The sequence below is a fragment of the Streptomyces sp. NPDC014006 genome (genome assembly GCF_043088925.1).
GTDB lineage: Bacteria > Actinomycetota > Actinomycetes > Streptomycetales > Streptomycetaceae > Streptomyces.
In genome coordinates this window covers 282,391-305,726 of sequence record NZ_JBICAJ010000002.1, presented here as the reverse complement: position 1 = coordinate 305,726, position 23,336 = coordinate 282,391, and the positions used below count along the sequence as shown (strand labels likewise).

The 23,336-nt window shown below is 72.9% G+C and carries 20 protein-coding genes and 1 pseudogene; 11 read left to right on the top strand and 10 right to left on the bottom strand.

Annotated features, from left to right (window positions below; genetic code table 11):
• Window positions 1-160: 160 nt before the first annotated feature.
• On the top strand, window positions 161-1,021 hold the full coding sequence (locus tag ACF1GV_RS07875) for a metallophosphoesterase family protein (RefSeq protein WP_391679022.1): 861 nt from the start codon (window positions 161-163) through the stop codon (window positions 1,019-1,021).
• Window positions 1,018-1,698, top strand: a complete 681-nt coding sequence (locus tag ACF1GV_RS07870; protein ID WP_391679019.1) for a 4'-phosphopantetheinyl transferase — start codon at window positions 1,018-1,020, stop codon at window positions 1,696-1,698. Before ACF1GV_RS07875 ends, ACF1GV_RS07870 begins: the two co-directional genes overlap by 4 nt.
• A gap of 117 nt (window positions 1,699-1,815) precedes the next feature.
• On the opposite strand, the gene ACF1GV_RS07865 is transcribed toward ACF1GV_RS07870, so the two are convergent.
• From ACF1GV_RS07865 to ACF1GV_RS07855, 3 genes are all read right to left on the bottom strand, one after another.
• Complete coding sequence (locus ACF1GV_RS07865; protein ID WP_391679017.1) at window positions 1,816-2,046, bottom strand: hypothetical protein; 231 nt, start codon at window positions 2,044-2,046, stop codon at window positions 1,816-1,818.
• Window positions 2,047-2,139: 93 nt separating this feature from the next.
• Window positions 2,140-2,670 (bottom strand): toxin-antitoxin system, toxin component, encoded by a 531-nt coding sequence (locus tag ACF1GV_RS07860; protein WP_391679621.1) that lies wholly within the window; start codon window positions 2,668-2,670, stop codon window positions 2,140-2,142.
• A gap of 32 nt (window positions 2,671-2,702) precedes the next feature.
• Entirely contained in the window at window positions 2,703-3,359 is a 657-nt protein-coding gene (locus ACF1GV_RS07855) for a helix-turn-helix domain-containing protein (RefSeq protein ID WP_391679619.1), read from the bottom strand.
• A 239-nt stretch (window positions 3,360-3,598) separates the two neighbouring features.
• Between ACF1GV_RS07855 and ACF1GV_RS07850 the strand changes: the two genes are divergently transcribed.
• On the top strand, window positions 3,599-4,267 hold the full coding sequence (locus ACF1GV_RS07850; RefSeq protein ID WP_391679015.1) for a hypothetical protein: 669 nt from the start codon (window positions 3,599-3,601) through the stop codon (window positions 4,265-4,267).
• Between the two features lie 1,055 nt (window positions 4,268-5,322).
• Here the strand turns inward: ACF1GV_RS07850 and ACF1GV_RS07845 are convergent.
• Window positions 5,323-6,117, bottom strand: a complete 795-nt coding sequence (locus ACF1GV_RS07845; RefSeq protein ID WP_391679014.1) for a cache domain-containing protein — start codon at window positions 6,115-6,117, stop codon at window positions 5,323-5,325.
• A 32-nt stretch (window positions 6,118-6,149) separates the two neighbouring features.
• Window positions 6,150-6,896, bottom strand: coding sequence for a FadR/GntR family transcriptional regulator (locus tag ACF1GV_RS07840; protein WP_391679011.1), 747 nt, complete (start codon window positions 6,894-6,896; stop codon window positions 6,150-6,152).
• A 121-nt stretch (window positions 6,897-7,017) separates the two neighbouring features.
• On the opposite strand from ACF1GV_RS07840, the gene ACF1GV_RS07835 reads away from it, so the two are divergent.
• The 4 genes from ACF1GV_RS07835 to ACF1GV_RS07820 are packed head-to-tail and all read left to right on the top strand — an operon-like array spanning window position 7,018 to window position 11,038.
• Window positions 7,018-8,097 (top strand): ABC transporter ATP-binding protein, encoded by a 1,080-nt coding sequence (locus ACF1GV_RS07835; protein WP_391679009.1) that lies wholly within the window; start codon window positions 7,018-7,020, stop codon window positions 8,095-8,097.
• A gap of 17 nt (window positions 8,098-8,114) precedes the next feature.
• Window positions 8,115-9,308 carry an ABC transporter substrate-binding protein gene (locus ACF1GV_RS07830; RefSeq protein ID WP_391679006.1) on the top strand — a complete coding sequence of 398 codons (1,194 nt, stop codon included), beginning with the start codon at window positions 8,115-8,117 and terminating at the stop codon, window positions 9,306-9,308.
• A 4-nt stretch (window positions 9,309-9,312) separates the two neighbouring features.
• Window positions 9,313-10,206: an ABC transporter permease gene (locus ACF1GV_RS07825; protein WP_391679004.1), complete on the top strand. Its 894-nt coding sequence runs from the start codon at window positions 9,313-9,315 to the stop codon at window positions 10,204-10,206.
• A gap of 16 nt (window positions 10,207-10,222) precedes the next feature.
• Entirely contained in the window at window positions 10,223-11,038 is an 816-nt protein-coding gene (locus tag ACF1GV_RS07820; RefSeq protein ID WP_391679002.1) for an ABC transporter permease, read from the top strand.
• Between the two features lie 9 nt (window positions 11,039-11,047).
• Here ACF1GV_RS07820 and ACF1GV_RS07815 read toward each other — a convergent pair whose 3' ends face one another.
• Window positions 11,048-12,334 carry an MFS transporter gene (locus tag ACF1GV_RS07815; RefSeq protein ID WP_391679000.1) on the bottom strand — a complete coding sequence of 429 codons (1,287 nt, stop codon included), beginning with the start codon at window positions 12,332-12,334 and terminating at the stop codon, window positions 11,048-11,050.
• Window positions 12,335-12,503: 169 nt separating this feature from the next.
• Here ACF1GV_RS07815 and ACF1GV_RS07810 point away from each other — a divergent pair, with 169 nt between their 5' ends.
• Both ACF1GV_RS07810 and ACF1GV_RS07805 read left to right on the top strand, forming a co-directional pair.
• Complete coding sequence (locus ACF1GV_RS07810; RefSeq protein WP_391678997.1) at window positions 12,504-14,558, top strand: phosphocholine-specific phospholipase C; 2,055 nt, start codon at window positions 12,504-12,506, stop codon at window positions 14,556-14,558.
• Between the two features lie 99 nt (window positions 14,559-14,657).
• Window positions 14,658-15,524, top strand: a complete 867-nt coding sequence (locus ACF1GV_RS07805; RefSeq protein ID WP_391678994.1) for a phospholipid scramblase-related protein — start codon at window positions 14,658-14,660, stop codon at window positions 15,522-15,524.
• A 50-nt stretch (window positions 15,525-15,574) separates the two neighbouring features.
• Here the strand turns inward: ACF1GV_RS07805 and ACF1GV_RS07800 are convergent, their stop codons facing one another.
• Together ACF1GV_RS07800 and ACF1GV_RS07795 are read right to left on the bottom strand one after the other, a co-directional pair.
• Window positions 15,575-16,561, bottom strand: coding sequence for a hypothetical protein (locus tag ACF1GV_RS07800; protein WP_391678991.1), 987 nt, complete (start codon window positions 16,559-16,561; stop codon window positions 15,575-15,577).
• On the bottom strand, window positions 16,558-17,397 hold the full coding sequence (locus tag ACF1GV_RS07795; RefSeq protein WP_391678988.1) for a phosphatase PAP2 family protein: 840 nt from the start codon (window positions 17,395-17,397) through the stop codon (window positions 16,558-16,560). The genes ACF1GV_RS07800 and ACF1GV_RS07795 overlap by 4 nt, the downstream gene beginning before the upstream one ends.
• A 165-nt stretch (window positions 17,398-17,562) precedes the next feature.
• Between ACF1GV_RS07795 and ACF1GV_RS07790 the strand changes: the two genes are divergently transcribed.
• Window positions 17,563-18,177, top strand: coding sequence for a TetR/AcrR family transcriptional regulator (locus tag ACF1GV_RS07790; protein WP_391678987.1), 615 nt, complete (start codon window positions 17,563-17,565; stop codon window positions 18,175-18,177).
• A 150-nt stretch (window positions 18,178-18,327) separates the two neighbouring features.
• Here the strand turns inward: ACF1GV_RS07790 and ACF1GV_RS07785 are convergent, their stop codons facing one another.
• On the bottom strand, window positions 18,328-19,311 hold the full coding sequence (locus ACF1GV_RS07785; protein ID WP_391678986.1) for a DUF2510 domain-containing protein: 984 nt from the start codon (window positions 19,309-19,311) through the stop codon (window positions 18,328-18,330).
• 395 nt (window positions 19,312-19,706) lie between these two features.
• Here ACF1GV_RS07785 and ACF1GV_RS07780 point away from each other — a divergent pair.
• Window positions 19,707-22,399 (top strand): annotated as a pseudogene (locus tag ACF1GV_RS07780) (ATP-binding protein).
• Window positions 22,400-22,461: 62 nt separating this feature from the next.
• Here the strand turns inward: ACF1GV_RS07780 and ACF1GV_RS07775 are convergent.
• Entirely contained in the window at window positions 22,462-23,268 is an 807-nt protein-coding gene (locus ACF1GV_RS07775; protein WP_391678985.1) for an SDR family NAD(P)-dependent oxidoreductase, read from the bottom strand.
• Window positions 23,269-23,336: the final 68 nt, after the last annotated feature.

The following is a 23,336-nucleotide window of genomic DNA, read 5'->3' as shown; positions in this document are numbered from 1 at the left end:
ACGGCTTTCCCGGGGCCCCGCGTGCAACGCGTGTGTTACGGCTTCCGGGGCAGGTCCGGCCGCGATCAGGCGACCGGCGGACAGCTTCCGAGCTCGGCCTTGTCCGCCGCGTACGGATGTGTTCTGGTGGTGGCGTTCGCCTGACGAAGGGGGAAGACGCGTGACATCGGGGGCCCGGGGCGACGGCCGGCTGCTCGCCATCAGCGACCTGCACATCGGCTACCCGGAGAACCGTGCGCTGGTGCAGGAGATGCGCCCGGAGACCGACGACGACTGGCTCCTGGTGGCCGGAGACGTCTCGGAGACCGTGGCCGACGTCCGCTGGGCCCTGAAGACCCTCGCGAGCCGCTTCAGCCAGGTGGTGTGGGCGCCGGGCAACCACGAGTTGTGGAGCCATCCGAGCGACCCGGTCGCGCTGCGCGGCGTCGCCCGCTACGAACACCTCGTCGGCGTCTGCCGCGACCTCGGCGTCCTCACCCCGGAGGACCCCTACGCCCTATGGAAGGGTCAGGGCGGGCCGGTGGCCGTCGCCCCGCTCTTCCTGCTGTACGACTACTCCTTCCTGCCGGCGGGCTGCGCCACCAAGGAGGAGGGCCTGGCCTACGCGCACCGGACCGGGGTCGTCTGCACCGACGAGAACCTGCTGCACCCCGATCCCTACCCGACCCGGGAGGACTGGTGCCGGGCCCGCGTGGCGGAGACCGAGCGGCGGCTGGCCGAGCTGCCCGACGGCCTGCCCATGGTGCTCGTCAACCACTACCCGTTGCACCGTCACCCGACCGAGGTGCTCTGGCACCCGGAGTTCGCCATGTGGTGCGGCACCGCGCTCACCGCCGACTGGCACCGCCGCTTCGACGTCGCCGCCATGGTCTACGGCCACCTCCACATCCCGCGCACGACCCACCAGGACGGCGTCCGCTTCGAGGAGGTCTCGGTGGGCTACCCGCGCGAATGGCGCAAGCGGACCCAGCCACCGGGACGACTGCGTCGCATCCTCCCCGCGCAGGCGGGCCGGCCGTGATCGAGAAACTCCTGCCGTCCTGCGTCGTCGCCGTCGAGACCTACGACCTCGACGGCGCCGACGAGGCACTGCTGCACCCCGAGGAGGCGGCGGTCGTGGCGCGGGCGGTGCCCAAGCGGCGCCGCGAGTTCGCCGCCGTACGGGCGTGCGCCCGGCGCGCGATGGACAAGCTCGGCGTGGAGCCGCAGCCCCTGCTGCCCGGGGAACGCGGCGCGCCGCGCTGGCCCCGTGGGGTGACCGGCAGCATGACGCACTGCGAGGGCTATGCCGCAGCCGCGCTCGTCGACGCGGCGGACCTGGCCTCGCTCGGCATCGACGCGGAACCGCACGGGCCGCTGCCCGACGGGGTGTTGCCCACGGTGTCGCTGCCCACGGAGCGGCGGCGCCTGGCGGAGCTCGCCGTGGCGCTGCCCGGGCTGCACGCGGACCGGCTGCTGTTCAGCGCCAAGGAGTCCGTCTACAAGGCGTGGTTCCCGCTGACCGGCCGGTGGCTGGACTTCATGGAGGCAGACATCGACCTCCGTCCCGACCCCGGCGGCGGCCCGCACGGCACCCTGCGCGCCGAACTCCTCGTACCCGGCCCGTCGGTGGGCGGTCGCGCCGTACAGCAGTTCGAGGGCCGCTGGACGGCCGGCCGCGGCCTGCTCGCCACGGCCGTGACCGTGCCGTACGCGTGAGGCTCCGCCGCGCCCGGAGAGGCGCGGCGGCGCGTAGGGACCGCCGGTCGGCAGCCCCGCGGTGCGGTGTCACGGTGTGTGGCACCCCGCTGACGGCTGTGCCGCCCCTCGGCCGGGTCAGGGGTACCAGCCGCGCAGCAGGTGGAAGAACGCCTCCTCGTTGCCCGAAAGGCCCGCTTCGGCGAGCGCCCGTTCCGCCTCCGCCAGGACCGCGGGCGGGACCGGCGGCGGGCCGGGCACCCCGGGAGGGCCGGCGCCGTCGTCGTGGACGGCCCGAACGGTGTGCAGCAACCGCAGATAGGCCTGAACGGCGGTGCGCTCGCGGTCGGTCAGTACGGTGGTCGGCATCGGCCCTCCCCGTGTCGGCATGAGGGGACCAAGCTTGCCGTCCCCCACTGACAACCGGACTCAGCCGCTCCGACAACCCGGGAGAGACGCCTCCTAGCCCTGCGGGCCCCGATAACCGAGTGACGCCTCGATGCGGCCCGCCAGCCGGTCCCGCTGCACCGGGGCGCGCAGTGCCGAACCCGCCAGCCAGGTGCGGCACCGGCTGGCCAGCAGCATGCCGAAGGCCTCCGCCTCCTGCTCGTCGGCCTCGTCGAAACGGGTGCGCGCGGCCACCGAACGGACCGTGGCCTGCAGATCGACGCCGTCGCCCAGCAGCCGTGCGCCGACCGACGCACCGTCGACGGGGTGACCGCGGTGCCCGGCCTGCATGTGCCACAGCTCGTGCCCGAGGATCACCAACTGGTGGTCGGGAGCGGTGCGTTCCTCCAGTACGACCAGGTCCTGGTCGGCCATGTCGAGCCACAGCCCGCTGGCCGTCCCGGGCGGGAACGCGGCGGTGCGCAGCCGCACGGGGCGGCCCCGGCGCCGGCCCATCGCGGCGCACAGCGCGGTGTACAGCTCGACCGGCGCGGCCGGTGCCGGCAGGTCGAGTTCGGTGACCAGCGCGCCGCACAGGCGGCGCATGTCCCTGGCGATGCCCACGGTCCTCCCCCGGTTCACGACTCGGGCCGCTTGACGCTCTCCAGAAGCATGTCCAGCCATTCGGCGACCTTGTCGCGGTGCTGGTCGGTGGGCAGTTGGGCGGCCCGCCAGGCGATGCCGCGCACACCGTGGTCCTGCAGCAGCCGTTCCAAGGGGTCCTCGGCGGCCGCGGCAGCCGCCCGCTCCCGGCCGGCGAGCCGCTGCAGCAGGTCCTGCTCGGTGCGCTGCAGCGCGCCCGCCAGCGCCTCCGGGTCCTCCGCGGTCAGAAAGCCGGCGTGCACCCGGAAGAAGCGCTGCAGGGCGTCGCAGTGCTCCATGGTGGGGCGCCTGTCGCCGTTGATCAGCGCGCCCGCCTGCTGCCGCGACATGCCCGCGCCGTCGGCGATCTCCTGCTGGGTGTAGCGGCGGCCGTTGGGCTTGAGCCGGGTGCGGCGCAGCAGGTCCAGGCGTTGCAGGAACCGCGCCTGGACGTCCGGCTCACCCGCCGGGCGGCCGCTGAGCAGGGCCTTGACCACGGGCTCGGGGACACCGCAGGCCACGGACAGGCGGGTGGTGTCGAACACCTCGGAATGCGGCACGCCGAGCCGGTCGGCGAGTGCGGTGACCCGGGTGACGACGGCGGACAGCACAGCGGACGGAGTGGCGTCCGGAACCTCGAAGCCATCCGTCACCGACAGGTCTCCCACGTCTCTCACAGCCCTCTCACAGGCGTGTCGTGCCGCACCGGCAGTCGTGAACTGCCCGGAGATTATCCGCTGGTTCGAACTTCCATCCAGGTCTCGCCACAACTGTGGCCAATTTCAGCCGTCAACGAGCGCGGAATGCCACGATAGTTGACACGGCAAGTGTCCGGGCACCAGGATCGAGGCGCCGCGTGAAAGGCCGCAGAGTCATAAGGGGTGACCTCCCGATGGCATATCAGGCAGGTGGGCAGCGGCCGGCGCCGCGGCCCGTCCCCGACTCTCCCGAGGCCCAGGCCTATCTCCAGGACTGCGCCACGCTCATGGCTGCGCTCTCGCTGCCGTCCCTGGTGGTGGACCACCGCTGGGACGTGGTGCTGGCCAACACCGCTTATCAGTCACTTTTCCGGGCGGTCGCCCCGCATCCGACGGCGATGCCCGGCGACAACTTCCTGCGTTTCGTGCTCTTCCACCCGGACGCGGGTGCCGTCCTCGGTGACCACGAGACGAGCTGGTGTCTGCCGATGCTGGCGCAGTTCCGCAGCGCCCTGGAGCGGCACGCGCACGATCCGGTGCTGCAGGCGGTGCGCCGGGACATCGCCCAGGACCCGATCATGGAGGCCGCGTTCCGCCAGGGTCTGCCGCACTGGATGCGCGCGGTGGGGGAGGAGGGCCTGCGGCAGGACGGCGCGGTGCGGCCCCTGCTGCACCCCGATCCGCGCCGGGGCGCCACCGAGTGCCGGCTGATCGACGAGACGACCCCGATGCTGCGCGAGATGGGCTGCACCCGGCTGACCCTGGTCCTGCGCGAGCCCCGCCGCACGGCCCCGCCCCCACGCGGCCGCCGCCGAGCCCGCTCGGCGGCCCACCTCACGGTGGTCCCCACCCCCGGCCCCTGACCGGACACCGCCGGCGTTCAGGTCGCCGACGGCGCCCGGCCCGCCGGGGGAGGGGACGGCCACGGGGGCCGTCCGGCGGCACAACAAGTGCACTCCGGCCGGGGTTCGACACGTACTCTCCGGCCGGGGCTCGTCCCTCGGCGCTGCCCTGCGCCGGCCGGGCGCGGGGTGCCGTCCGGCGATGCAGCGGCCCGGGCCCGAGCTCGTGCCCGCACCGGAATCCCGCGCCGGGTGTGGTCCCGCACGCGCCGCCGCGCCCACCGCGGGTCGCGATGCCACGGCCCGGCCCCGCCCGGCTCACCCCACCGCGGCAGGCGGCGGCGCTCCGGCGCTGCCCCCTCCTCGTTGCCGGACGCCGCCGCGGGCGTGGTGGAGGGTGGCCGCGGTGGCCGCCGGCGGGTGAGTGCGTGGTCTCCGCCCGGGCGGGTGCTGCCGGGCCGAACTGTGGCACGGGAGACGCTCTCCGGCAGGCGATGCGGCAACCCTGCGCCGCGCGGCGCCCCGCATGCCCGGTCACCGGGTTCCTCACGCCGCGTCGGGCGCGCTGCCCCGGCGCCGTCCTGCCGGCGCCGTCGTCCGGCTCGTGCGCTGAGCTCCCACCCGCTCGCAGACCGCACCGCGCGCAATGCGGCACCGCGCGCAATGCGGCACCGGGCACAATGCGGCACCGGGCACAATGCGGCGCCGGGCGCGCGCACCGGCCGGGCCGGACCACTCTTGCGCTGGGCGCGATGCCTCGCCGACCGGACCCGGGGCGATGCCCTCGCCGAGTACAAGCCCCCGGGCGCGATGCTTCGCCGGGCGCGAGCTCTCCCCGAGCGCTGATAGACCCGCCGGGGCGCGAGCCTCCCCGAGCGCCAATGCACTTGCCGGGCGCGAGCCCCTTCCACCGGGCCCGCGATTCTCGTGCCGAGCGCGATGCCTTTGCCGAGCACGCCCCGGCCGGGCCGCCCCACCGCCGGACACGAGGCCCCCGCCAACCCGCTCCCAGCCGATCCACGCCCCAGCCGATCCGCGCCCCCCAACCGCCCCCCCCGCACCAGGCGCCGTGCGCCTCAGTCGTCCGGCAGGGCGAGGGTCAGGGCCAGCAGCAGGGGTACCTCGCCGCACGGCAGCAGGTGCAGGCCCGGCAGCGCGAGTTCGCGGCCGTGTTCCAGTGCGGTCGCGAAGTCCGGGCCCTTGGTGAGGGAGCCGGCCAGGTGGGCGGGGTCGGCGGAGGCGGCAACGCGGCCGCGGGCGTTGACCAGGCGGGCCGGTACCGGCAGGGCGCGCAGCAGGGGCAGGACCGCTGCCTCGAAGTGCCGCAGGTAGACGTCCGCCGCGGCCACGCCGGCGAAGCGGCCCGCGACCGTGACCGGCGCGGACAGCGTGAGGCTGTACTCGTCCGAGCAGAGATAGTCGACGTACGGCCCGGCCGCCGCGCGGCGCCCGGTGTCGCGGGGCAGCGCGAACCAGTCCCAGTGCGTGTAGTCCGAGTACGCCGACTGCTCGGGGTCCAGGTCCGGCAGCAGCGGCCGTACGTCTCCCTCGGGCCCGCACTGCCACCATTCCAGCCACGCGGGTACGTCCGCCAGCAGCCCCGGCGCCGCGACGAAGCCGATGCCCGAAACCAACTCCTGCCGACGCAGCCGAAGATGGAGGGCGGGCCGCAGCGCGGCGAGGTCCGCGCTGGTGGGCCTGTGGCCGGCCGCGGCCAGCGTGGTCAGCAGGGCCCCCGTCTCGTCGGCGGTCGCGGCGACCGCCGTGAACACCGCCTCCAGGGTGCCGCCCGCGAGGTGTGCCACCCGCCGTGCGGCGCCGAGGTCCGGCGCGGGCGGAGCGGTCGCGACGAGGCCGGGGCTCGAGCTCATGACGCCCTCCAGCAGCCGGGGCCGTGACAGGCCTACAGGGCGAGCCGTACGGCGATCAGCCGTGCCGTCGACTCCCGTACGCACCGCTCGGCCAGTGCGCCGGCCGAGTCGTGGGCCCCATCTTGCACCGCCGAGATCACGGCGCGGTGTCGGTCCGCGACTTCTTCACGACATGTGCCCGCGTCGTCACCGAGCACCAGGCACAGCAGTGCCCCGATCTCCGTCTGCAGCGCGACCTGTTCGCGGGTGAGCCGCGCGGACTGCGCCGCGGCGGCCAGCTCCACATGGAAGCGGCCGTACATCCGGGCGCGGGCGGCCGCGTCCTCGGCGGCGGTGAACTCCTCCACCGTGCGTCGCAGCTGCGTGAGGTCCTCCGGCTCGGTGCGCTGCGCCGCGAGCCGCGCCGCCGCCCCCGACAGCGCCGCCCAGTGGTCGCCGAGATCGCGCAGCTCCTCGGTGCTCCAGCCGCGCAGCCGGGTCCGCAGGCGTTCCTCTGCGGGCACCTCCGGCAGGGAGACGAAGCTGCCGCCGCCCCGGCCGCGCCGGGTGGTGACCAGGCCCTGCTGGCGCAGCGCCATCAGCGCCTCCCGCAGGGTCACGGTGGACACACCGAGCTGCCCGGCCAGCTCGCTCTCGCCGGGCAGTTGCTCTCCGTCGGCGAGCAGGCCGAGCTCTATGGCGTCGCCGAGCCGGCGGACGACCGTCTCCACCCGTGCCCGGCTGTCGAGGGGCGCGAAGACGGCCGCGCGGGCGCCCCCGGCGATCTGCTGCTGATTCACGGCCACCACCTTGTGCGTTGACTCAAGCTTTACCCTAAGGGGGCCTTGAGATTTGAACTATGACTTCATATGTTTTCGCTCCATCGGTCAACGCTCGAAGGCGTCAGAAAGGTTCCCGCCCATGGAGGGGATTGCTGAAGGAAGGGCCGGCGGGACCCGGGGGGAGCCGGCCACCGGGACGGCCGTCCGGCTGCAGGACCTGCGGAAGTCGTTCGGTGACACGACCGCCGTGGCCGGGGTCGACCTGGACATCCGCGACGGCGAGTTCTTCTCGATGCTCGGCCCGTCCGGCTCGGGCAAGACGACGGTCCTGCGCATGATCGCCGGGTTCGAGACCCCCACCGCGGGCCGGATCGAACTCGCCGGGCAGGAGGTGACGCGCCGCGCGCCCTTCGAACGCGATGTGCACACCGTCTTCCAGGACTACGCCCTCTTCCCGCACATGACGGTCGAACAGAACGTCGCCTACCCCCTGAGGATCCGCAAGGTCCCCAAGCCCGAGCGCCTGGTCCGCGCCCGCAAGGCCCTCGCCGAGGTCCGCCTGGAGGGCTACGGCAAGCGCCGCCCCGCCCAGCTCTCCGGCGGTCAGCGCCAGCGCGTCGCCCTCGCCCGCGCCCTCGTCGGCCGCCCCCGGGTGCTGCTGCTCGACGAGCCGCTCGGCGCCCTCGACCTGCGCCTGCGCGAGCAGATGCAGGTCGAGCTCAAGGCGATCCAGCGCGAGGTCGGCATCACCTTCGTCTTCGTCACCCACGACCAGGAGGAGGCCCTGACGATGAGCGACCGCATCGCCGTCTTCCACCAGGGCCGCATCGAACAGGTCGGCACCCCCGCCGAGATCTACGAACGCCCCGCGACCGGCTTCGTCGCCTCCTTCGTCGGCATCTCCAACCTGCTGAACGGCGAGTCGGCCCACCGCATCGTCGGCGCCCCGGGCACCTACAGCATCCGCCCCGAGAAGATCCGCGTCCTGAAGGAGGCCGACGGCGCCGACGAGCCGGAGCACTCCTCGGCCACCGGCACCGTCGCAGAGGTCGTCTACCTGGGCGACGCCACCCGCTTCCTCGTCGACCTCGACGCCGGCGGCCGCCTCACCGCCCTCCAGCAGAACCTCGAGACCTCCTCCGAGGACGTCGCCGCCTACCGCGGCATGCGGATCCGCCTCCAGTGGCACCGCCGCCACGCCGTCCACGTCCCCCACTGACCTCCCAGGAGTACGTCGTGCGCTTCACCCCCGCATGGAAGGCCGCGGCCGCCGCCGCGGTGCTGCTCGCCGCCACCGCCTGCGGCTCCTCCGGCACCGAGGCAGGCCCGGGCGGCCTCAACCCGCCCGACCTCCAGGCCCCCGCCAAGCTCGGCGCGCCGGAGGGCCAGGTCAACCTGATCGCCTGGGCTGGCTATGTCGAGGACGGCTCCAACGACCCCAAGGTGAACTGGGTCGGCGACTTCGAGAAGCAGACCGGCTGCCAGGTCCACTCCAAGGTCGCCGCAAGCTCCGACGAGATGGTCAAGCTGATGAAGACCGGCGAGTACGACGCCGTCTCCGCCTCCGGCGACGCCTCGCTGCGCCTCATCGCCTCCGGCGACGCGGCCCCCGTCAACACCGCTCTCGTCCCGAACTACAAGGACATCTTCAGCGGTCTGAAGAACGGCGCCTGGAACTCCGTCGACGGGAAGATGTACGGCATCCCGCACGGCCGCGGCGCCAACCTGCTGATGTACAACACCCAGAAGGTCAGCCCCGCCCCCACCTCCTGGTCCGCCGTCTTCGACGGCGCCGCGAAGTACAAGGGCCACGTCACCGCGTACGACTCGCCGATCTACATCGCCGACGCAGCCCTGTATCTGAAGGCCACCAAGCCGGAGCTGAAGATCGAGAACCCGTACGCGCTGGACCAGAAGCAGTTCGACGCGGCCGTAGACCTGCTGAAGAAGCAGAACGCGAACGTGGGCGAGTACTGGAGCGACTACCTCAAGGAGGTCTCCGCCTTCAAGAGCGGTGACTCCGTCGTCGGTACCACCTGGCAGGTGATCGCCAACCTCACGGCCGACGAGGGCGCCAAGGTCAAGGCGTTCGTCCCCAAGGAGGGCTCCACCGGCTGGTCCGACACCTGGATGGTCTCCGCCAAGGCCAAGCACCCCACCTGCGCCTACAAGTGGCTCGACTGGATCGTCTCACCGAAGGTCAACGCCGAGGTCGCCGAGTACTTCGGCGAGGCCCCGGCCAACTCCAAGGCGTGCACCGTCACCAGCGACAAGAACTTCTGCACGGTCTACCACGCCGCCGACGAGGCCTACTGGAAGAACATCGCCTTCTGGAACACCCCCATCGAGCAGTGCCTGGACGGCCGCACCGACGTGAAGTGCGTGCCGTACGCCAAGTGGGTCCAGGCCTGGACCGAGATCAAGGGCTGACGCCATGACCGCCGTCATCCCCGAGACCGCCGGACGCGACCGTGTCCGGCGGCTCGCCGGGGCGCTGCACCGGCGCCCCCGCCTGCGTCTGTCCCTGCTGCTGACCGCGCCGCTGCTGTGGCTGGCCGTGCTCTACCTCGGCTCGCTCACCGTGCTGTTCGTCTCCGCCTTCTGGACGACGGACTCCTTCACCTCCCAGGTCGTCAAGGTCTTCTCGACCGACAACTTCCAGGAACTGCTGACCACCCCGGTCTTCCGTCAGGTGATCGTGCGCAGCATCGGCGTCGCCCTCGCCGTCACCGTCTGCTGTGCGGTGATCGCCTTCCCGCTCGCCTTCTACACCGCCCGCGTCGCGCGGCCGAAGTGGCGGCCGCTGCTGGTCGTCGCGATCCTCACCCCGCTGTGGGCGAGCTATCTGGTCAAGGTGTACGCCTGGCGGCTGATCCTGTCCGAGGGCGGCCTCGCCGACTGGATGCTCAGGCCCTTCGGCCTGGCCGGACCCGGGTTCGGACTGCCGGCGACGGTACTGACCCTGACGTATCTCTGGCTGCCGTACATGATCCTGCCGGTCCACACCGCGCTGGAGCAGTTGCCCGGCGGTCTGCTGGACGCCTCCGCCGACCTCGGGGCCCGGCCCTGGCGGACCTTCCGGTCCGTGGTGCTGCCGATGGTGCTGCCGGGCGTGGCCGCCGGCTCCGTCTTCACCTTCTCGCTCAGCCTCGGCGACTACATCACCGTGCAGATCGTCGGCGGGAAGACCCAGCTGATCGGCAACCTCGTGTACTCCAACATCGAACTCAACCTGCCCATGGCCGCGGCCCTCGGCACGGTCCCGGTCGTCGTCATCGTGCTGTACCTGCTGGCCATGCGCCGCACGGGTGCGCTCAGCAGCCTGTAGAGGAGGTGCCCGACTCGTGCAACTGTCCCGTCCCGCGCGCATCGCGCTGCGCGTCGCCGCCGGGCTCGGCTTCGCGGTGATCTACGTGCCGCTGCTGCTGGTCCTCGTCAACTCCCTCAACCCCGACCGCAGTGCGAGCTGGCCGCCGCCCGGGCTGACCCTGCACTGGTGGTCGGTCGCCTGGGAGAACTCCGGGGCCCGCGCGGCCCTGTGGGTGTCGGTCAAGGCCGGCCTCGGGGCGACCGCGATCGCCCTGGTGCTGGGCACGCTGATCGCCTTCGCCGTCGCCCGGTACCGCTTCTTCGGCCGCGACGCGCTGTCCTTCGTGGTCGTCCTGCCGATCGCGCTGCCCGGCATCGTCACCGGCATCGCGCTCAACTCCGCCTTCGGCACGGTGCTTCAGCCGCTCGGCGTGGGCCTCGGCCTGTTCACCGTCGTCGTCGGGCACGCCACCTTCTGCATCGTTGTGGTGTTCAACAACGTGGTGGCGCGTCTGAGGCGCACCTCGCGGTCGTACGAGGAGGCCGCGGCGGACCTCGGCGCGCACACCCTCCGGGCTTTCGCCGACGTCACCTTCCCGCTGGTGCGCACCGCGCTGCTGGCGGGCGGGCTGCTGGCGTTCGCGCTGTCCTTCGACGAGATCGTGGTGACGACGTTCACCGCCGGGCCAGGCGTGCAGACCCTGCCGCTGTGGATCTACGAGAACATGACCCGCCCGCAGCAGGCCCCGGTGGTGAACGTGGTGGCGGCGGTCCTGGTCCTGCTCTCCGTCGTCCCGATCTACGTCGCCCAGCGGCTGTCCGCGGACACGGCGACCGGCAGCCGGGTGTGACACCCCTCGTCAGCGGTCGAGTTCCCGGTGGGCGGTCTCCGGCAGCCGCAGGTACACCAGCGAGGACAGCAGGCACAGCACGGCGACGTACCAGGGGAAGAGGCCCGCCCGCCCCCACTGCTTGAACAGCGTGCCGACGTACGGCGCCGTGCCGCCGAAGAGGGCGACCGTGAGGGAGTAGGGGAAGCCGATGCCGGCCGCGCGCACCCGGGGCGGGAACACCTCGGCGTTGACCGCGGCGCTGATCGACGTGAAACCGGTCAGCAGGACCATGCCCGCCAGCTGCACGAGCAGCAGCACAGTGAAGGAGTCGCGCAGCGCGTGCAGCAGCGGCACGCACAGCAGCGCGAAGCCCAGCCCGAAGAACAGCAGCAGCGGGCGGCGGCCCAGCCGGTCGGAGAGCATCCCGCCGAGCGGCTGCAGCAGGGCGAAGAACGCCAGCGAGATCGTCCCGGCGAGCAGCGCGTCGGACTTGGTGACGCCCGCGTTGAGTTCGGCGTAGGTGGGCAGGTACGACGTCCAGGTGTAGTAGGCGAGGGTGCCACCGGCGGTGATGCCGGCGATGCGCAGTGACGCGCGCGGGTGGCGGCGCAGCGCCTCGAACAGACCGGGCCGCGGGGCCCGTTGCAGTGCGGCGCTGCGGGTCTCCTCGGCGCCGCGCCGGATCCAGAACCCGACCAGGCTGAACAGACCGCCGAGCCAGAAGGGCACGCGCCAGCCCCAGCCGTCCATCGAGGACTCGGCGAGTGTGTCCACGAGCAGCGTCGCGATCCCGGAGGCGACGAGCTGCCCCGCGGTGGTGGAGACGTACTGGAAGCTGGAGAACAGCCCGCGCCGGCCCGGCCCGGCCGACTCCACCAGGAAGGTCGTCGAGGCGGCGAACTCGCCGCCCACCGACAGCCCCTGCAGCAGCCGGGCCGCGACCAGCACCACCGGCGCCAGGAGTCCGGCCGAGGCGTAGGTCGGGGTGAGGCCGACCAGCAGGCTGCTGCCGCCCATCAGCAGGATGGTGACCGTCAGCGCGGCCCGCCGTCCGCGCCGGTCGGCGATCGCGCCCATGACCAGGCCGCCGACGGGCCGCATGAAGAAGCCGACGGCGAACACGGCGAACGCCGACAGCAGTGGCAGCAGTGAGTTCCCCGCGCCCTTGGGGAAGACCGCCCGCGCGAGGTAGGTCGCCAGAAACGTGTAGGCGTACCAGTCGTACCACTCGACGGCATTGCCCACGGATGCCGCAAGAAGCTGCCGTACGGGGCGTTTTGTCCTGGCCGGTACCGTCGTCTGCGTCCCTGTCATGATCGCGACCTCCCCGTGTGGCCGGTTCCGCACACCTGCCGTAGCGATGAGTTCACATGAGTGCCACCAGACCCTTCCCTGACGTTTGATGCTCTTGGAACACTCGCTCCGCGCACATTGCGTCATTCAGCGGCGAGTTGCCGTCGCCAGACGAGAGGTCTGTCCCCCCATGTCCGATGTGAACCGGCGTCGCTTCCTCCAACTCGCGGGCGCCACCACGGCGTTCACCGCGCTGTCCGCCAGCATCCAGCGGGCCGCCGCCCTCCCGGCGAACCACCGCACGGCCTCCGTCGAGGACGTCGAGCACATCGTCGTCCTCATGCAGGAGAACCGGTCCTTCGACCACTACTTCGGCACCCTCAGAGGCGTCCGCGGCTTCGGCGACCCCCGCCCGGCCACCACCCGTCCCGGCGCCAAGTCCGTCTGGTACCAGTCCGACGGCACCAAGGACATCCTCCCCTTCCATCCGGACGCCGACGACCTGGGCATGGCGTTCCTCCAGGACCTCCCGCACGGCTGGAACGACGGACACGCCGCCTTCGATGGGGGCAAGTACGACAAGTGGGTGCCGTCCAAGGGCTCCACGACGATGGCGTACCTGAACCGCGACGACATCCCGTTCCACTACGCGCTCGCCGACGCCTTCACCATCTGCGACGCGTACCACTGCTCCTTCATCGGCTCCACCGACCCCAACCGCTACTACATGTGGAGCGGCTACGTCGGCAACGACGGCTCCGGCGGCGGGCCCGTCCTCGGCAACGACGAGAAGGGGTACGGCTGGACGACGTACCCCGAACGCCTGGAGAAGGCCGGGGTGTCCTGGAAGATCTACCAGGACGTCGGCGACGGCCTCGACGCGAACGGCAGCTGGGGATGGATCCCGGACGCCTACCGGGGCAACTACGGCGACAACTCGCTGCTCTACTTCAACCAGTACCGCAACGCCGCGCCCGGCGACCCGCTGTACGACAAGGCCCGCACCGGCACCGACTACCGCAAGGGCGAGGGCTACTTCGACCGGCTGAAGGCCGACGTGGCGACCGGGAAGCTGCCCCAGGTGTCCTGGGTCGTCGCCCCCGAGGCGTTCACCGAGCACCCGAACTGGCCGGCCAACTACGGCGCCTGGTACGTCGCCCAGGTGCTGGACGCGCTCACCTCCAACCCGGAGGTGTGGGCGAAGACCGCGCTGTTCATCACGTACGACGAGAACGACGGCTTCTTCGACCACCTGATACCGCCGTTCCCGCCCGGCTCCGCCGCCCAGGGCAAGTCGACCGTCGACGCCTCCCTCGACGTCTTCAAGGGCGACGCGAGCCACGTCGCCGGCCCCTACGGGCTCGGCCAGCGGGTGCCCATGCTGGTGGTCTCGCCCTGGAGCAAGGGCGGCTACGTCTGCTCCGAGACGCTGGACCACACCTCCATCATCCGGTTCATCGAGAACCGCTTCGGCGTGCGCGAGCCGAACATCTCGCCCTGGCGGCGGGCCGTCTGCGGCGATCTGACCTCCGCCTTCGACTTCTCCCGCCCGGACACCCGGCCGGTCGCGCTGCCCGACACGGCCGGCTACGAGCCGCCGGACCGCCTGCGCCACCCCGACTACAAGCCCACACCGCCGGCCACCGGGGCGCTGCCCAAGCAGGAGCGGGGCCTGCGGCCCGCCCGCCCCCTGCGGTACAACCCGGCCGTGGACGGGTCGGTCGACGCGGCGGCAGGGAAGTTCACCCTCGCCTTCGCCTCCGGAGCCGCCGCCGGCGCGGCCTTCCTCGTCACCTCCGGCAACCGCACCGACGGCCCCTGGACCTACACCACCGAGGCCGGGAAGACCGTTGCGGACACCTGGAACTCGGTGTACTCGAGCGGTTCCTACGACCTCACCGTGCACGGCCCGAACGGCTTTCTGCGCGCCTTCAAGGGCCGCAACAAGGTCACCGGTCCCGAGGTCAAGGCCCGGCCGAGCGGGGACAACCTGGAGCTGACCTTCACCAACTCCGGCTCGGGCACCGCACGTCTGACCGTGACCGACGGCTACGGCGGGGCCAAGCGGTCCGTGAGCGTGCGGCCGGGCGCCACCGTGAAGCAGCTCGTCGACCTCACGGCGAGCCGGCGCTGGTACGACCTGACCGTGACGGCCGACGGCGACGCGGCCTATCTGCGGCGGTTCGCCGGACATGTCGAGAACGGGCTGCCAGGGTTCAGCGACCCGGCCATCGCGACCGTCTGACGGACGCTCGGACGACGGGTGCCCGCCGCCTTCGAGCCCTGTGGCGGCGGGCGTCCGGACGCCGGTTGCTTTCCGGCCGGTGCGCGATAGTGTGCCCCGGTGACCACGCAATCGAACACACCTGCAGGGTGGTACCCCGACCCGCACGGGGCGCAGCAGACCCTGCGGTACTGGGACGGTACCCAGTGGACCGAGCACACCCACGCCGACCAGCAGGGCCGGCCCCCGGCTCAGGGCCACCACCCGCAGGCCCAGGTACAGGCCCCAGCCGTCCCGCAGGTGCCGGCGCAGCAGGCCGGCCCCGACCCGCGCGTCCAGCGTCAGGTCCAGCAGCAGGCCGGTGTCGCCGCGGGCGGCGCCGGTGGCGGGACCCTGTTCTCCGAGCCGGTCCTGGTGGTGAACCAGAAGGCCAAGCTGATCGAGCTGACCAACGAGTACAAGGTCATGGACCAGCACGGCCGGGAGATCGGTGCGGTCGTCCAGGTCGGTCAGAGCATCCTGCGCAAGATCGTGCGGTTCCTCTACAGCATCGACCAGTTCATGAAGGTCAAGCTGGAGATCCGCGACGCCTACGGCCAGCCGGTGCTGCTGCTGACCCGCCCGGGCAAGATCTTCAAGTCCCGGGTGATCGTCGAGCGCCCGGACGGCACGCCGGTCGGTGAGATCGTCCAGCAGAACGTCTTCGGGAAGATCAACTTCGCGATGATGGTGAACGGCCAGAAGGTCGGCGCCATCAAGGCGGAGAACTGGCGCGCGTGGAACTTCGCGATCGTCGACCACGCGGACAACGAGGTGGCCCGGATCACGAAGACCTGGGAAGGCCTCGCCAAGACGATGTTCACGACGGCGGACAACTACGTCCTGCAGATCCACTACCAGCTGCCGGACCCGCTGCTCACCCTCGTCGTCGCGACGGCCCTGACCGTCGACACGGCACTGAAGCAGGACTCCCGCGGGCTCGGCTGAGGCCGGTCGTCACCGTCTCACCGCCACGTCCCCACCGCGGTTTCCCTGCCTCACAGCACGCTCAGGTGCCCCGGTTCGCTCGTCGGCCGGGGCATCGCCGCGTTCGGGTCCAGGGCGAGGACGGCCGCCACCGGGTGCTCGTCGTCGTGGACCGCGGGTGCGGGTGCGGGTGCGGGTGCGGGTGCGGGTGCGAGTGCGGGTGCCGGGTTCGCGGCCGGTTGCGGGGTCGCGCGGGACAGCAGCAGCACACCCCACGCCGCGCACCCCGCGCCCGCGAGCGCGAGCAGGATGCCGAGCACCCCGCCCTGGAGCCGCTCGCCCAGCAGGGACACACCGATCACCGCGGCGGCCACCGGGTTCGCCAGCGTCACCACCGCCAGCGGAGCGCCGAGGCCGCCTCGGTAGGCGGTCTGCGACAGCAGCAGCCCACCCGTCGCGAAGGCCGCGACCAGCACCGCCACCCCGATCACCTGCACGCTCAGCAGCGGACCCGAGCGGTCCGTCGCGGCCACCGTGACGGTCTGGGTGAGCGCGGAGGCGACACCCGAGGCCAGCCCGGACGCCGTCGCGTGCCTGAGGCCCGGCCGGGCGCCCGGCCGGGACAGCGCCCCGATCAGCGCCGCCGTCGCACCCGCGACCGCCAGCGCCTCCGGCACGCTCAGCACGTCGTCCGGCGCGGGACCGGACGCGGTGACGAGGATCGCGCCGAGCCCGAGGAGTGTGAACCCGGTGCCCCGCCACTCGGTCGCGCTGACCCGGCGCCCCGCCATCCGCGCCCCCAGCGGTACCGCCGCCACCAGGGTCAGCGCCCCGAGCGGCTGTACGACGGTGAGCGGACCGTACTTCAGCGCGACCACGTGCAGCAGCGCGGCGCCGGCGTTCAGTCCGACCGACGACCACCAGGCGCGGCTGCCCAGCATGCGCGGCAGCCCGGCCCCGGAGGACCGGGACGCCAGCCGTTCCTGGGCGACGGCCGCGGTGGCGTAGGCGGCGGCCGAGAACAGCGAGAGCACCACGGCGATCAGGGCGGCGTTCATCGGGCCGCTCCCACGAGCTCGCGGTCCTCGGTGGGCAGCAACTGCTCGCGCCCCCGCCCGGCGGTCGTCGCCGTGCGGTGCGGCAGATGGATCACCGCGAGGGCGGCACCGAGCAGCGCCGTCGCGACGATCACGTCCAGCCAGTAGTGGTTGGCCGTGCCGACGATCACCAGCAGCGTCAGCGCCGGATGCAGCAGCCACAGCCAGCGCCACCGGGAGCGGGTCGCGGCGATCAGGCCGATCGCGACCATCAGGGCCCAGCCGAAGTGCAGCGACGGCATCGCCGCGAACTGGTTCGACAGATGGTCGGTCTGCGGCGGCCCGTACACCGAGGGGCCGTACACCCGCGCGGTGTCGATCAGCCCGGTCTCGGCGAGCATCCGCGGCGGGGCCAGCGGGAACGTGAGATGCAGCACCAGCGCGGCGGTGGTGAGCACGGCCAGCACCCGGCGGGCCCAGACGTAGTGGGCCGGGCGGCGCAGGTACAGCCAGATGAGGAAGGCCGCCGTGACGGGGAAGTGCACGGTCGCGTAGTAGGTGTTCGCGACGTGGATCAGCGTGTCGCCGTGCAGCAGCAGCGACTGCACCGCGCCCTCGCCCGGCAGCCGGAGGGTCCGCTCGAAGTGCCACACGTGGTGGGCGTCGCGGAAGGCCTCACCGGTGTGGCCGGTGGCCAACTGGCGGCCGAACTTGTACACGAGGAAGAGACCGGCGACGAGCAGCAGCTCGCGCACGAGCGGCGGCCGCGCCGTGCGCGCGGCTATGTCACCCGGCTCTGCCTGCCCGGGCTCGGCTTCTTCCGGCTCTGCTTCTTCAGGCTCGGTGCGGGCGTTCATCCCCCGGCCCCTTCACTGACGGCGGTGCGGTGGTTCTCATCGATACGACAGCGTACCGATACGCCAGTGTACCGATACGGGGGAGTACCGGTACACTGGCGTATCGATTGAGGTGCGACACACTGGAAGTCAGCGCCCCACGGATCCCAGCGAGGTGAAGCCCCGATGACGTCGCAGGCCGCGGACGGACCGGAGACGGCCGCCGCATCGCGCCGCTCCAAGCTCACGCCCGAGCGCGAGCAGGAGTTCTTCGACGCCGTCCTCGAGCAGATCCGCTCGTGCGGGTACGACGCCGTCACCATGGAGGGCATCGCCGCCAGCACCCGGTGCAGCAAGTCCACGCTGTACCGGCAGTGGAAGACCAAGCCGCAGTTCGTGGCGGCCGCGCTGCGCTCCAACCGGGCGTGCCGGTTCGCCGGCATCGACACCGGTTCGGTCGCCGGGGACCTGCGCGAGGCGGCCCGGCAGGCCGGCGCCTGGTCCGGGCCGGACACCAGCCTGCTCCAGGCCCTCGGACACGCGGTGATGCAGGACGAGGAGCTGCGCAAGGCCCTGCGCGAGGCGCTCGTCGAGCCGGAGATGGGCGCGCTGCGCGCGATCCTGCGCCGCGGCGTCGAACGCGGCGAGGTCGCCGCGGACCATCCGGCGCTGGAGTTCGTCCCGGTCCAGCTCTACGGCGTCCTGCGGGTGCGGCCCGTCATCGACGGGCAGTACGCGGACTCCGACTACCTGGTCCGGTTCGTGGAGGCCGTGGTGCTGCCGGCACTCGGCCTCACCTGAAGACTCAGGCCGCCGTCCATGGGATGACTGGACGGTGACCTGACCGCGCCGCACCGTGGGGACGGGGGCGGCGCGCACCCCCCGGCCGGGTGGGACCCTTCTTGAGCGGAGGGGGTCCCACCCGGCCGTCGTCCGTTCCCGGCCGCCGGTTCAGACGCTCTGCCCGCTGCCTCCGCCGGCGGCCTGCTTGATCCCCTGGGTGATCCGGTCGATGACCGACACTTCCTGGTCGGCGTCCACGCCGAACCGGACCAGGACGATCATCCGGGGGCCGGCCGGGGAAGGGAACGCCAGGGACTCGACGTAACCGTCGGCGCCCTTGCTGGTGACCGCCTTCCAGCGGACCAGATAGCCCTTCTGCCCCGCCACGGTGACCGCCTGGGAGGCGAGCACCTGGTGCGAGGTGATCGCGCCGTAGGTGGCACCGCCGTAGGACTCCTTCGCGTTCTTCGCGATGTCCGCCTTGGCCACCTCCTCCGGGGTGGTGCCCCGGACCCCCAGCATCGCCGCCGGCGCCGCGTACGCGCCGCCCTTGGTGCAGGTCTGCGAGGTGACACCGGGGCACGGGTAGGAGGAGTCGGAGGTCACCGCGGCACTGGTGCCGTACTCCTGGCCGTACCAGCCGTCCGGGATGGGCAGGCTGATACCGCCGGCCGCGTCGGTCACCGAACCGCTGTCGATCTTCGGCGGCTCGCTCTGCCCCGGTGACGGCGCCTGCCCGCCGCCACCGCCCTCACCGCGCTCGCCCGGGCCGCCGTTACGGCCGTCGGGTCCCGGCGCCTGCTGCGCGTCGGTGCGACGGCTGCTGCCGCCACCGCCGTCGGTCAGGGCGTAGACCCCGACACCGATGCTCGCCAGTACGGCTGCGGCCGCGGCGACGGCGATACCGATCCGCAGCCCACGCCGCCCACGCCGGGCGGGCGGCTGCCCGGGGTATCCGGGGTACGCCGGATACCCCGGATACCAGGGGTGGGCCGGCGTCGCCGGTCCGTCGGCCGGGGGCCCCCAGGCGGCCGTCCCCGCCGGGCGCGTCCGGTCCGTCCACGCCCCGCCGTCCCACCAGCGCTCGGTGGCGGGACCGTCACTGCTTTGCCCGGGGTCGGGATACCACCCGGGAGGAGTCACCTGCGTCATGCCCCCACCGTATGAGCCCACCCTGAAAGCCGGATGAGAACCCCCACCGCGGACTCCCCGCCGGGGCCGCCGGCCGAGTCGTCCGCGGCCCACGCACCCGGGGAGTTGCCCCGTGGCCCGCTGCCACCGCGGTCGGCCCATCCGTGAGGGCGTTCGCGGACTGCCCCCGCGATCCCCCCGGCGGCCCCCCGTCAAACTCCGGCCGACCCCGCGTCAATTCAGGGTCCGCAGCACTCCGTTGACGGTGTCGTCGCACCCCGCAGGCCCGGCCGTCGTCTCCCATACCCCCTTTCACTCTCCACGGCAACACCTGCGGTCGCGGAGCACCGTCCGGTGGCCGAGGGGGCTAGGCTCGAGGTCGGTACGTCGTTCGGGCGACTTGGGGAGGTAGCGGGATGACGGAGGTACGGCCCACGACGGCCGCCTCGGCTTCCCTGTGGGAGCGCGATCAGGAATCGCCGTCGTCGCACGGGCGGTGGACGACCTGTGCGCGGACCGGATGACCTCCGGCACCCTGCTGGTGTTCCGGGGCGAGGCCGGCCTGGGCAAGACCGCGGTGCTGGCCGAGACCCGCCGGATCGCCGAGGCCCGCGGCTGCACGGTCTGGTCGGCCCGCGGCGGCGAAACCCTGCGTTCCGTCCCCTTCAACGTCGTACGGCAGTTGCTGCAGCCCGCCCTGGTCCCGATGCTTCCGGAGGAGGCCCGCGAGTACCTCGGCGACTGGTACGACATAGCAGGCCCCGCCCTCGGCATAGCGGAACCCGGGGAGGGCCACGCCGACCCGCAGGGCGTGTGCGACGGCCTCGTCGCCGCCGTACGCCGCCTCGCCACCCGGGACTGGCCGCTGGTGCTGCTCATCGACGACGCCCACTGGGCCGACCAGGAGACGCTGCGCTGGCTCGCCGCGTTCACCGAGCGCCTCGACGACCTGTCCGTCCTCGTGGTCGTCGCCCGCCGGCCCGGCGAGATCGCGGGGGAGAGCGCCCGCCTGCTGGAGGCCGTCGCCGCCGCCGGACGGCCCGCCACCGTCCTCAGCGCCCTTACCCCCGACGCCGTCGCGGGCCTCACCCGCGCCGAGCTCGGCGCGCACGCCGACGCCCCCTTCTGCCGCGAGGTGTGGGCCGTCACCGGCGGCAACCCGTACGAGACCGTCGAGCTCCTCGCCAAGGTCCGCGACAGCGAACTCCTGCCGGCCGAGTCCTCCGCCGCCGAACTGCGCGACCTCAACCGCTCCGCCCGCGGCGGCGGCCTCGTCGCCCGCCTCGAACAACTCGGCGTAGACGCCACCCGGTTCGCCTGGGCCGCCGCCATCCTCGGCGACGCCATCACCGTCGACCTGGTCTCCCGGCTCGCCACCATGAAGCGCGAGGACGCCCTCCGCTGCGCCGAACTCCTCAAGAACGCGCGCATTCTCACCGCGCCCGACCCGGCCGCCGGCCCCGCGCGGGACGGCGCCCTGGAGTTCGTCCACCCGCTGATCGCGACTGCCGTCTACAACTCCATCCCCGACGCCCTGCGCCGCGCCATGCACGGCATCGCCGCCGAGCTCGTCACCGACCTCGGCCTCGGCGCCGCGGCCGCCTCCCGCCATCTTCTCCAGGTCCACCCGGACGACGACGAGGAACTCGTCGGCCAACTGCGCGAGGCCGCCCGCGAACACCTCGCCGTCGGTGCCCCCGACGCCGCCCAGCGCTGCCTGGAACGCGCCTTGGAGGAGCCGCCGCTGCCCGAGGTGCGGGCGCGCGTGCTGTTCGAACTCGGCTGCGCAACCCTGCTCACCGCCCCCGCGAAGACCATCGGCCACCTGCGCCAGGCCCTCGCCCTGCCGGGCCTGGGCGAGGACGTCCGCGTGGATGCCGTCGTACGCCTCTCGCAGGCGCTGCTCCACAACGACCAGCTGGAGGAGGCCGTCCGCACCGTCGGGGCCGAAGCGGCCCGGCTGCCGGACGGACCGGCGAGGATGCGCCTTCAGGCCGTGCAGTTCATGTGGGAAGGCGTCCACGCCGGTGAGGCGCCGACCCCGGGCCGCTCCGAACGGCTCGCCCAGCTCGCGCGCACCTGCACCGGTCGCGACAACTCCGAGCGGGCCCTGCTCATCCTGCGCGGTTTCGACGCCATGAGCCGCGGCGAGAACGCCGAGGAGGTCGTCGAGGTGTGCGACCGCGCCCTCGTCAACGGCCGTCTCGCCCCCGGCCTCGGCTGGACCGACACCCAGTGGGGCCTCGAACTGCCGATGATGCTGGCGAGCGCCTACGCCTACACCGACCGCCTCGACCGCGCCGAGGCCCTCTTCACCGACGCCCTGCGGGCCTACGAGTCCGCCGGCTGGAGCGGCGGCCACCTCGCCCTCGCCCACGCCTACGTCGGGTTGGGGCACCGCAGGCGCGGCCGGCTCCGGGAGGCCGAGGAGTCCCTGCGCGAGGCGCTGCGGCTCGCCGAACGCGTCGGCCGCGGCCTGCCCCTGTACTGGTCGGCGACCTGCAACCTGGTCGACACCCTCCTGGCCCGCGGCCATGTCGAGGAGGCCTGGTCGATCGCGGAGCAGTACGGCTTCGCGCCGCCTTATCCGTCCACCATCGTGCTGCCCGACCCGCGTTCCCTGCGCGGCCGGCTCCTGCTGGCCGTCGGCCGCACCAAGGACGGCATCAACGAACTGGAGGCCGCGGAGAAGGCGGCCGCCGCGCGCGGCCACCACAACCCGGTGATGGTTCCCTGGGCCGGCGACCTGGCCCGCGCGCTGGCCACCGAGGACCCCGCCCGCGCCGCCCGGCTCGCCGCGGACGCCCGCACGCGCGCCGAGCGCTTCGGTACCGACACCGCCATCGGGGAGGCGCTGCGCTGCGCGGCCGCCCTGGAGACCGGCCGTCGCGCGGTCGACCTGGCCGCGCAGGCGGTGACGTATCTCGCGGCCTCGCCCGCGCAGTACGAGCACGCCGCCGCGCGGATCGAGTACGGCATCCTGGCCCGCTCCGGGGCCGAGCTGGAGCGCGGCCTGGCGCTGGCCCGCTCCTGCGGCGCGGACGGGCTGGCCGCGCGGGCGACACAGGCACTGGAGACGGTCCGCGGACTGAGCGGTGTCAGCCCATGAGCGGTGCGCCGCCGCGTGACACCCGCATGAGCCTGCCCCTCACGCCGTGAGCCGCTCCTCCGTCACATCGTGAGCAGCTGCTCCGTCACCGCGGCCAGCCGCTCCCGCACCCGCGGGTCGTACGCCGCCTCGTGCGCCCGTGCCGGACGCGTCCCGTCGAAGTAGCCGCCCGTGCCCGCCGCCCCGCTCTCCAGGTCCCCGGTCGCCAGGGCGAGCACGCCGGGCGCGCCGTCCGCGACGGAGTTCCACGGCGAGACGCCCGCTTCGCGGACCATCGCGGTGTCCATGTAGGTGGCGGGGTGCAGCACGTTCACCGCCACGCCCGTGCCGGCCAGCTCCTCGGCGAGGGCGAAGGTGTGCGCGGCCAGCGCGAACTTGCTGCGGCAGTACGCCGACATCCCGTCGTAGCGGCGCGTCATCTCGGGGTCGTCGGGGTCCAGGGGCTCCTGCCCGCCCGAGCCGACGTTGACGATCCGGGCGGGGGTGTTCTGCCGCAGCACCGGCAGCAGGGCGCGGGTCAGGGCGACCGGCGCCAGATAGTTGACCGCGAGGCGCAGCTCGTGGCCGTCGGCGCTCACCTCCCGTCCGCCGCCCGGCGATCGGGCACCCACGCCCGCGTTGTTGATCAGCACGTCGAGGTCCGGACGGGCGGCGGCGACCCGCGCGCCCAGCTCACGTACCTGCGCCAGCGAGGCCAGATCGGCGACGAAGCCGTCGGCGTCGCTCTCCGTGCGCAGCTCCTCGACCAGCCGCTCGGTGCGGCCCGCATCACGCCCGTGCGCGAGGACGCGGTGCCCGGCGCGCACCAGCTCGAAGGCGACGTACCGCCCGAGACCCGAGGTCGCCCCGGTGATCAGAACAGTGGACATGCCCCCACCGTAGGCCCGCCGCGCACCCCCGTGGGAGATGCGGCGGAGCCTACGACCGGCAGGGACAC

Excerpts from the sequence above, each read along its gene's own strand:
- ACF1GV_RS07790 (WP_391678987.1), top strand. The coding sequence starts at position 17,563 with ATGACGTCGCAGGCCGCGGACGGACCGGAGACGGCCGCCGCATCGCGC.
- ACF1GV_RS07815 (WP_391679000.1), bottom strand. The coding sequence starts at position 12,334 with ATGACAGGGACGCAGACGACGGTACCGGCCAGGACAAAACGCCCCGTA.
- ACF1GV_RS07775 (WP_391678985.1), bottom strand. The coding sequence starts at position 23,268 with ATGTCCACTGTTCTGATCACCGGGGCGACCTCGGGTCTCGGGCGGTAC.
- ACF1GV_RS07845 (WP_391679014.1), bottom strand. The coding sequence starts at position 6,117 with ATGAGCTCGAGCCCCGGCCTCGTCGCGACCGCTCCGCCCGCGCCGGAC.
- ACF1GV_RS07810 (WP_391678997.1), top strand. The coding sequence starts at position 12,504 with ATGTCCGATGTGAACCGGCGTCGCTTCCTCCAACTCGCGGGCGCCACC.
- ACF1GV_RS07785 (WP_391678986.1), bottom strand. The coding sequence starts at position 19,311 with ATGACGCAGGTGACTCCTCCCGGGTGGTATCCCGACCCCGGGCAAAGC.
- ACF1GV_RS07835 (WP_391679009.1), top strand. The coding sequence starts at position 7,018 with ATGGAGGGGATTGCTGAAGGAAGGGCCGGCGGGACCCGGGGGGAGCCG.
- ACF1GV_RS07800 (WP_391678991.1), bottom strand. The coding sequence starts at position 16,561 with ATGAACGCCGCCCTGATCGCCGTGGTGCTCTCGCTGTTCTCGGCCGCC.
- ACF1GV_RS07795 (WP_391678988.1), bottom strand. The coding sequence starts at position 17,397 with ATGAACGCCCGCACCGAGCCTGAAGAAGCAGAGCCGGAAGAAGCCGAG.
- ACF1GV_RS07865 (WP_391679017.1), bottom strand. The coding sequence starts at position 2,046 with ATGCCGACCACCGTACTGACCGACCGCGAGCGCACCGCCGTTCAGGCC.
- ACF1GV_RS07850 (WP_391679015.1), top strand. The coding sequence starts at position 3,599 with ATGGCATATCAGGCAGGTGGGCAGCGGCCGGCGCCGCGGCCCGTCCCC.
- ACF1GV_RS07825 (WP_391679004.1), top strand. The coding sequence starts at position 9,313 with ATGACCGCCGTCATCCCCGAGACCGCCGGACGCGACCGTGTCCGGCGG.
- ACF1GV_RS07860 (WP_391679621.1), bottom strand. The coding sequence starts at position 2,670 with ATGCGCCGCCTGTGCGGCGCGCTGGTCACCGAACTCGACCTGCCGGCA.